The sequence below is a fragment of the Tropicimonas sp. genome, from assembly GCF_047971885.1.
Lineage (GTDB): Bacteria > Pseudomonadota > Alphaproteobacteria > Rhodobacterales > Rhodobacteraceae > Tropicimonas.
Genome location: NZ_JBKEAE010000107.1, coordinates 1 through 8,201, shown reverse-complemented (window position 1 = coordinate 8,201; position 8,201 = coordinate 1). Strand labels below are relative to the sequence as shown.

The 8,201-nt window shown below is 64.0% G+C and carries 8 protein-coding genes; 3 read left to right on the top strand and 5 right to left on the bottom strand.

Annotated features, from left to right (window positions below; all coding sequences use genetic code 11):
• Positions 1-679 (top strand): M3 family metallopeptidase (locus ACK5IR_RS09360; protein ID WP_416928190.1); only part of this gene is annotated, 679 nt, incomplete at its 5' end.
• A 15-nt stretch (positions 680-694) separates the two neighbouring features.
• Here ACK5IR_RS09360 and ACK5IR_RS09355 read toward each other — a convergent pair.
• From ACK5IR_RS09355 to ACK5IR_RS09345, 3 genes are all read right to left on the bottom strand, one after another.
• Entirely contained in the window at positions 695-1,027 is a 333-nt protein-coding gene (locus tag ACK5IR_RS09355; RefSeq protein ID WP_416928188.1) for a DMT family transporter, read from the bottom strand.
• A 119-nt stretch (positions 1,028-1,146) separates the two neighbouring features.
• On the bottom strand, positions 1,147-1,446 hold the full coding sequence (locus ACK5IR_RS09350; protein ID WP_416928186.1) for a DUF4389 domain-containing protein: 300 nt from the start codon (positions 1,444-1,446) through the stop codon (positions 1,147-1,149).
• A gap of 1 nt (position 1,447) precedes the next feature.
• A complete protein-coding gene (locus tag ACK5IR_RS09345) occupies positions 1,448-2,428 on the bottom strand; it encodes a Gfo/Idh/MocA family protein (RefSeq protein WP_416928184.1) in 981 nt (326 codons plus the stop codon).
• A gap of 269 nt (positions 2,429-2,697) precedes the next feature.
• Here ACK5IR_RS09345 and ACK5IR_RS09340 point away from each other — a divergent pair, with 269 nt between their 5' ends.
• Both ACK5IR_RS09340 and ACK5IR_RS09335 read left to right on the top strand, forming a co-directional pair.
• Positions 2,698-4,539 (top strand): PHA/PHB synthase family protein, encoded by a 1,842-nt coding sequence (locus ACK5IR_RS09340; RefSeq protein WP_416928182.1) that lies wholly within the window; start codon positions 2,698-2,700, stop codon positions 4,537-4,539.
• A 252-nt stretch (positions 4,540-4,791) separates the two neighbouring features.
• Positions 4,792-6,159 (top strand): alanine/glycine:cation symporter family protein, encoded by a 1,368-nt coding sequence (locus tag ACK5IR_RS09335; protein WP_416928180.1) that lies wholly within the window; start codon positions 4,792-4,794, stop codon positions 6,157-6,159.
• 90 nt (positions 6,160-6,249) lie between these two features.
• Here the strand turns inward: ACK5IR_RS09335 and rpoH are convergent, their stop codons facing one another.
• Entirely contained in the window at positions 6,250-7,146 is an 897-nt protein-coding gene (rpoH, locus tag ACK5IR_RS09330) for an RNA polymerase sigma factor RpoH (protein ID WP_416928178.1), read from the bottom strand.
• 196 nt (positions 7,147-7,342) lie between these two features.
• Positions 7,343-8,201, bottom strand: an 859-nt coding sequence (locus tag ACK5IR_RS09325) for an RluA family pseudouridine synthase (protein ID WP_416928176.1), incomplete at its 5' end; no start/stop codon positions are given.

The window sequence follows — 8,201 nt, the reverse complement described above, 5'->3', positions numbered from 1 at the left end:
TGTGATGCTGAACTATCTGGGCAAGCCGCGCGATGTGATGACGCTCGCGCACGAGCTTGGGCACGGTGTCCATCAGGTGCTGGCGGCAGGGCAGGGCGAGCTTCTGTCCTCGACCCCGCTGACGCTGGCCGAAACCGCCTCCGTTTTCGGCGAGATGCTGACCTTCCGCAAGCTGCTGGCCGGGGCCGCCGACGATCGCCAGCGCAAGGTGCTGCTGGCCGGCAAGGTCGAGGACCAGATCAACACCGTTGTCCGGCAGATCGCCTTCTACGATTTCGAGTGCAAGCTGCACGCGGCGCGCGGCCGGGGCGAACTGACGCCCGAGGATATCGACGCGCTGTGGATGTCGGTTCAGGCCGAAAGCCTCGGCCCGGCGTTCCGCTTCATGGACGGATACGAGACCTTCTGGTCCTATATCCCGCATTTCGTGCATTCGCCCTTCTACGTCTATGCCTATGCCTTTGGCGACGGGCTGGTGAACGCGCTCTATGCCGTCTACGAGGAGGGGGATCCGGACTTCCAGGAGAGGTATTTCGACATGCTCGGGGCCGGCGGTTCCAAACACCACACCGAGCTTCTGGCGCCCTTCGGTCTCGACGCGACCGATCCGGGGTTCTGGGACAAGGGGCTTTCGATGATCTCGGCGATGATCGACGAGCTTGAGGCGATGGAGGGCTGACCCGCCCGGAGGTGCTCAGTGGACGTTCGTCTTCGAGACCAGGTTCAGGACAAGCACACCTGCGATGATAAGTCCGATGCCGACAAACCCGGCCGCATCAGGGCGCTGCCCGAAGATTACCCATGCCGCCAGTGCGGTCAGGACAATGCCGCCGCCAGCCCATACGGCATAGACAATGCCGATGGGCAGGCGGTCGAGCACTTGAGACAGGAAAAAGAAAGCCAGCCCATAGCCCACCAGAACAACGAGCGACGGGCCCGGTTTGGTAAATCCGGCAGCGGGCTTCAGGGCCATCGTCGCCACCACCTCGCTGACAATTGCAAACGCAAGCACCAGGTGGACTGGCATCCTGAAATCCTCTGACCTGCATCCCTGATGATGCAGCTAGATCAGATTTGTGTCGTCGGGTCACGCTCACTAATTCGTGATCGCTGGCCGGTCTCACCGACCGCCGGCAACGGTGCCCTTCAGTCCAGATCGGTCCAGGGCCAGGGTTTCACCTCGCTTGCGCCGGTCTGGTAGCGGGTCGCCTTGGCGATCCAGATGCCCAGATCGGTGCCGAAATCGGCCAGCCGCTCGTTGGGCTGGCGCCGGTTCAGCACCATGATGACGAACTGGACGATCGTCGCGACGCCGACGATCGTCTGCGCGATGCTGAGCATGATCGCGATCAGCACCAGATGGATCAGGCGCAGCAGCATCGATTCCTGTGTGCCGGGGTCAGGTTGGGGGCCGTGAAGCCGGCCGTCTATATCGTCGTCTTGCATGTCATGCTCCGGCAGGGGCGGGATCGGCGGCAAAGATCATGTCCATCGCCGCCTGGGTGCCGCGGCTGAATTCCAGCGGGCAGGGATAGGGTACGCCGCTGCGCAGGCTTTCGCCGAAGTTCTCGACCTGAAGCACATAGTGGTTCACCCCGGGCCACCGTTCGGTGATCGTTTCGTTGCCGCGCAACAGGTCGAGCCGTGCCTCGCCATGGACATTAGCGTTGAACGGAAAGTCAAGCCGCAGCACGCCCTCGTCACCGTGAAAGGTCATCTCCTGATACGGGGCGAGGCGTGTCGAAACCAGCATCGACATGTGGAAGGACGGAAATTCGATCTGGCTGCGCGAAATGGTGTCGAAGCCGTTTTCCCATGTGATCCGCGCCGTTGCTGCGACCGGCTCCTCACCGGTGGCGAAACGGGCGGTGCCCAGCGTGTAGACTCCGATATCGCGCAGGGCCCCGCCGCCGGTCTCGGGCCGGTTGCGGATATTGCGCATGTCGGTGTTGTTGAAGGAAAAGGCGCCATGCACCTGCGCCAGCCTGCCGATGGCGCCCTCGGCGATCATCTGGCGCGCCCTTTGCCACTGCGGGTGATGGACCACCATGAAGGCCTCGGCGGCGAGCAGCCCGGCCCTGTCGCGTGCGGCGATCAGTGTGTCGAACTCTTCGGCGTGCAGGGTGGCGGGTTTCTCGCACAGCACCGGCTTGCCGGCGGCCAGCGCCCTGAGGCTCCATTCCACATGGAGGTGATTGGGCAGGGGGATATAGACCGCGTCGATCCCGGGGTCGGCAAGCAGCGCGTCATAGCTTTCGTGGATGCGGATACCGGGAAAGGCATCGGTGAAGGCTTCGGCCTTGTGCGGCGAACCGGTCGCCAGTGCTGCCAGCTGCGCGCCGCGTGCGGCGTGGATCGCCGGCCCCATGTGATTGCGCGCAAAGTTCGAGGCCCCGAGGATGCCCCAGCGAATGACCTGCGTTGCCATCTGTCGTCTCCCGTTACGGTCGTGCCATCCTGTGCAGCCGGGGCGGAAAACCGCAAGTCCCGAACGAGCGGCCGGAGAGACGCGGGCAGGATCGCTGCCGCCGCCACGTGCGGTTTTAGCGGAACGCCGTCGCGGGCGGCCGGGGCACGGACATCAATCGGCATCTGTACCGGAAAAAACTGTGCTATAGGATACGAACGGTTGCCGGGCGTCGCGGCGCGGTAGGCGCAGCGTGAAGCCGGGAATGGTGACAGGATTGGGAGGCGGACATGACCGAACGCAGCGGCGTTACAAGACCGGAAACACCGGAGACGGACGAGCAGCCCGCCGTGCGCAAGCCGGCAGCGACCGCACCGGCGGTTGCCGCCGAGCCGGCCGGGGTGGCCACGCCGGATGCGGCGCCCGACAGGCAGGGATACGAGAACCTCGATCGGGCGATCCAGGCGATGAACGCGCGGATTACGCACGGGATTTCCCCCTATGCGGCACAGGCAGCGTGGGAGGATTGGGCCAAGCATCTTGCCATCGCACCCGGGCGGCAGATGGAACTGGCCGAACTGGCGGCCGAGAACAGCCGCAAGCTGATGCTGGGTCTGCTCGGTGCCGGAGAGGGATTTCAGCCGCGCAAGGGCGACCGGCGGTTCAATCACGAGGGATGGAATACGCCACCGTTTTCGTGGTGGAAACAGGGCTATCTGGCGACCGAGGACTGGTGGCGCGAGGCGACCCGGGAAATGCGCGGCATGCGCCACAAGTCGGCCGAGCGGGTGGCATTCCAGGCCAAGCAGGTTCTCGATACCCTGGCGCCGTCGAACTATCCGTTCACCAACCCCGAGGTGATCGAGAAGACGGTGGCGACGGGGGGGCAGAACCTGGTTGCGGGGGGCAGGAAACTGGCCGACGATGTGGCGCGGGACCTGGCGGGCGAGCACAGGCCGCTGCCGAAGGAATTCGTGGTTGGCCAGAATATCGCCTGCACGCCCGGCAAGGTCGTGTTCCGCAACGAGTTGATGGAACTGATCCAGTACACGCCCACGACGAAAAAGGTCCACCGCGAGCCGATCCTGATCGTTCCGGCATGGATCATGAAATACTACATCCTCGATCTCAGCCCGTCGAATTCGGTGATCCGCTATCTGGTGGAAAACGGGTTCACGGTATTCTGCATCTCGTGGATCAATCCCGATGCCAGCCTGTCCGAAATGACACTGGACGATTATCGCGCCAACGGCGTGATGAAGGCGCTTGATGCGGTGTCGGCGATCGTGCCGGGGCGCCGGATTCACAGCTGCGGCTATTGTCTCGGCGGAACGATGCTGGCCATCGCGGCTGCGGCCATGGCACGTGACGGCGACGAGCGGCTTGCCTCGGTGACGCTGCTGGCGGCGCAGACCGATTTTTCCGAGGCCGGCGAGATCACGATCTTTCTGGACGACAGTCAGGTCGCCTATCTCGAAGACATGATGCAGGATCAGGGCTATCTCGATCAGGATCAGATGGCCGGCGCGTTTCAGGCGCTCCGTTCCGAAGATCTCGTCTGGGGCCGGGCGATCAACCGCTACCTGCTCGACAAGGACGAAAAGCCCTTCGACATCTCGGCATGGAATGCCGATGCGACCCGCATGCCCTATCGCATGCATTCGCAGTACCTGCGGTGGCTTTTCCTGGAAAACCGTCTGTCGGGCGGCCGGTTCGAGGTCGGGGGCGACGTCATCGCCCTGCCGGACATCGATACGCCGATGTTCGTGCTGGGAACCGAGACCGACCATATCGCGCCGTGGAAGTCGGTCTACAAGCTTGCCCTGTTCAACGGGGCCGAACAGACTTTCGTTCTGACCTCCGGCGGCCACAACGCCGGGATCGTTTCGGAACCCGGTCATCGCGGGCGGCACTATCGCGTCGGTCGCCGCAAGGGGCCCGAGCGGTACGTCGCCCCCGACAGCTGGGTTGCCGGGCACGCGCCGCAGGAGGGGTCTTGGTGGCCGGTGTGGCTTGAATTCCTGATGGAAAAGACCACGCCCGGCGATGTCTCGCCGCCGCGCATGGGCGCCGCGTCGAAGGGACTGAAGCCGATCAGCGATGCGCCGGGAACCTATGTCTTCCAGCAGTAGAATGGCGGGCGCATCGCCGAGCGTCCGTCAAACGTGATGAAAATCGGTTCCTCGCCCGCTCAAAAATGTGGCAATGCCGAAATGATCGCCCTATCCTCGACCGGATGCAGGGGCGGCCGGGTGCCGGCGCGGTTGGCGATTTGCCGATCCGGGCGAAATCGCTAGGCTACGCGTAACCGCCGCTGCACATCGTGTGAAAGACGCAAGGCCGTCGGCAAGCGCGGCCAATAACAAGAGTGAGGGACAAATGTAATGGAGACAATTTCCGCAATCGTTGGCTGGATCAACGGTATCGTCTGGGGGCCGCCGATGCTGGTCCTCATTCTGGGTGTCGGCCTGTTCCTGCAGGTCGTGCTGAAATTCATGCCGATCCGGCGCCTCGGTACCGGATTCAAAATGCTCTGGGCCGGACGTCAGGCCAGCGGCGCCGGGCAGATCAGCCCGTTCAACGCGCTGATGACGGCGCTTTCGGCGACCATTGGCACCGGGAACATCGCCGGGGTTGCAACCGCCGTGTTTCTCGGCGGCCCCGGCGCCCTGTTCTGGATGTGGATGACCGCGCTGGTCGGCATGGCGACCAAATACGCCGAGGCCGTGCTGGCGGTGAAATACCGCGAACAGGACGAACTGGGCAACTACGTCGGCGGGCCGATGTACTATATCAGGAACGGCCTGTCCTCGAAATGGCACTGGATGGCGCCGACATTTGCCGGTTTCGGCGCGATTGCCGCCTTCGGGATCGGCAACACCGTGCAGTCGAACTCGGTCGCCCACGTGATGGATACCAGCTTCGGCCTGCCGCCGCTGGTCACCGGGATCATCATCATGCTGCTGACTGGCGCGGTGGTTCTTGGCGGCATCACCCGGATCGCTTCGGTTGCCGGAAAGCTCGTGCCGTTCATGGCTGTTTTCTATGTGCTCGCAGGGCTGATCGTGCTTCTTGCCAACTTCGGCAGCCTTGGCCATGCATTCGGTCTGGTGATTTCGAATGCGTTCACCGCGACGGCGGCCGAAGGCGGTTTCGCCGGCGCAGCGGTATGGGCAGCCATCCGCTTCGGCGTGGCGCGCGGCGTCTTCTCGAACGAGGCGGGTCTTGGTTCGTCCCCGATCGCGCATGCCGCCGCAGCGACCGCCGGCCCTGTCAGCCAGGGCCTGATCGCCATGCTGGGCACCTTTATCGACACGATCATCGTCTGCTCGATCTCCGGGCTCGCGATCATCACCACCGGTGTCTGGACATCGGGCGAATCCGGGGCTGCGTTGACGACAATGGCCTTCGACAGCGCGCTTCCCGGTGTCGGTGGCTATGTCGTCGCCATCGCACTGTCGATCTTTGCCTTCACGACAATACTGGGATGGTCCTATTACGGCGAGAAATGCGTCGAGTACTTCCTTGGCGTGAAGTCGCTGGTGCCTTTCCGCGTTCTGTGGTGCATCGCGGTGCCGCTGGGCGCGGCGGCCGATCTCGGCTTCATCTGGCTGCTGGCAGATACGCTGAACGCCATGATGGCCATTCCGAACCTGATCGCGCTGGCGCTGCTGGCACCGGTTGTCGTCAAGCTGACAAGGGAATATTTCGCCTCGGGCGGAAAATCCGAAAGCTCGACACCCGCCGAGTAACGCGACAGCCGCAAGGCAGGTGGAAGAAAGAAACGGCTCGCGGGATCGCGAGCCGTTTGCATTTTGGGTTTGCGACCGCTGCGCAGCGGCTCAGGCGGGTTCGAGAACACCCTTTTCCCGGGCAAGCTCCTTCATCCGCTTCTGGAGCTTTTCGAAGGCGCGCACCTCGATCTGACGGATGCGCTCGCGGCTCACGCCATATTCGCCCGACAGTTCCTCGAGCGTTACCGGCGGTTCGGCCAGGCGGCGCTGGGTGAGGATGTTCTTCTCGCGATCGTTGAGCGCCTCCATCGCCTCGAGCAGCAGATCGCGGCGCACCGAAAGCTCGTTGGCCTCGGCATAGGCTTCGGCCTGATCGGCGTCTTTGTCCTCCAGCCAGTCCTGCCATTGGGTGGTGGTGTCGCCATCGCTGCCGACCGTCGCGTTCAGCGAGGCATCGCCCCCCGAGAGGCGGCGGTTCATCGAGACCACCTCGTCCTCGGTCACGCCAAGATCGTTGGCGATCCGGGTAACGTTCTCGGGGCGCAGGTCGCCCTCTTCCAGCGCACCGATGCGCGATTTTGCCTTGCGCAGGTTGAAGAACAGCTTCTTCTGCGCCGAGGTCGTACCCAGTTTCACCAGACTCCACGACCGCAGGATGTATTCCTGGATCGAGGCGCGGATCCACCACATCGCATAGGTGGCAAGGCGGAACCCCTTTTCCGGGTCGAACCGCTTGACTGCCTGCATCAGGCCGACATTCGCCTCCGAGATCACCTCGGCCTGCGGCAGCCCATAGCCGCGATAGCCCATGGCGATCTTGGCGGCGAGCCTCAGGTGGCTCGTCACCATCTTGTGCGCGGCCTCGGCGTCCTGATGGTCGACCCACCGTTTGGCCAGCATGTATTCCTCTTCCGGTTCCAGCATCGGAAACTTGCGGATTTCCTGCAGGTACCGGTTCAGCCCCTGCTCCGGGGAGGGGGCGGGAAGATTTCCGTAGTTGCTCAACTTATCCCTCCGAACGTGCCGGACCCTTGCGCATCGCATGCGCAAAGTCCTTTGATGTAAGATTTAAGAGCTGAACTGTTCAGTTCAAGTAGTTCCTCTTCGGCGGGCTGCGCGAGATGGAACGCCGCATGCCCAGTTTGAAGCAACCGGACCGGCAGCGCAATCGACCTAACGGATATGTTAACGGATATTACGGCTACCCGCGCAGCAGGGAGGTCAGGGTCGCCATGTCGTCGGGCGGGGCGCTTTCGAACGACAGCTTCTCGCCGCTGCGCGGATGTATGAACCCAAGCGTCGCCGCATGCAAGGCCTGCCGGGGAAAGCCGCTGGCGGCGGATGCCGCCGCCTCGCCCACTGCCCGGGCCGAAAGCCGCCGCCGCCCGCCATAGACCGGATCGCCGATCAGCGCGTGCCCGACATGGGCCATGTGAACCCTGATCTGGTGGGTGCGCCCGGTTTCCAGCCGGCATTCGACCAGCGCCGCCACCGGCGGTGCGCCGAAGGACTCCACAACGCGGGCTCGGGTGACCGCATGGCGCCCGCCCGCCCACACCACCGCCTGACGCTGGCGGTCGTGCCTGTGCCGGGCGATCTGCGTGGTGATGCGCAGAATGTCGGCCCCGTCCCACGAGGCTCCCCTGATACCGCTCAGGCGCGGGTCGGCGCGATCGGGCACACCGTGAACCAGCGCAAGATAGCGCCGGTCGACGCTGTGCGCCTCGAACTGGGCGGCAAGCCCGTGGTGGGCGGCGTCGGACTTGGCCACGACCAGCAGGCCCGAGGTGTCCTTGTCGATCCGGTGCACGATGCCGGGGCGTCTTTCGCCGCCGACGCCGGAAAGCGTATCGCCGCAATGACCGAGCAGCGCGTTGACCAGCGTCCCCGAGGGCGAACCGGGTGCCGGGTGCACCACCATCCCCGCCGGCTTGTCGATGACGATCAGATCGTCGTCTTCGTAGATGATATCGAGCGGGATGGATTCCGGTGCGGTTTCCACTCCGGCCGCTTCAGGCAGGGCAATTTCGATCCGGTCGCCGGCGCCGACCTTCTGTCTG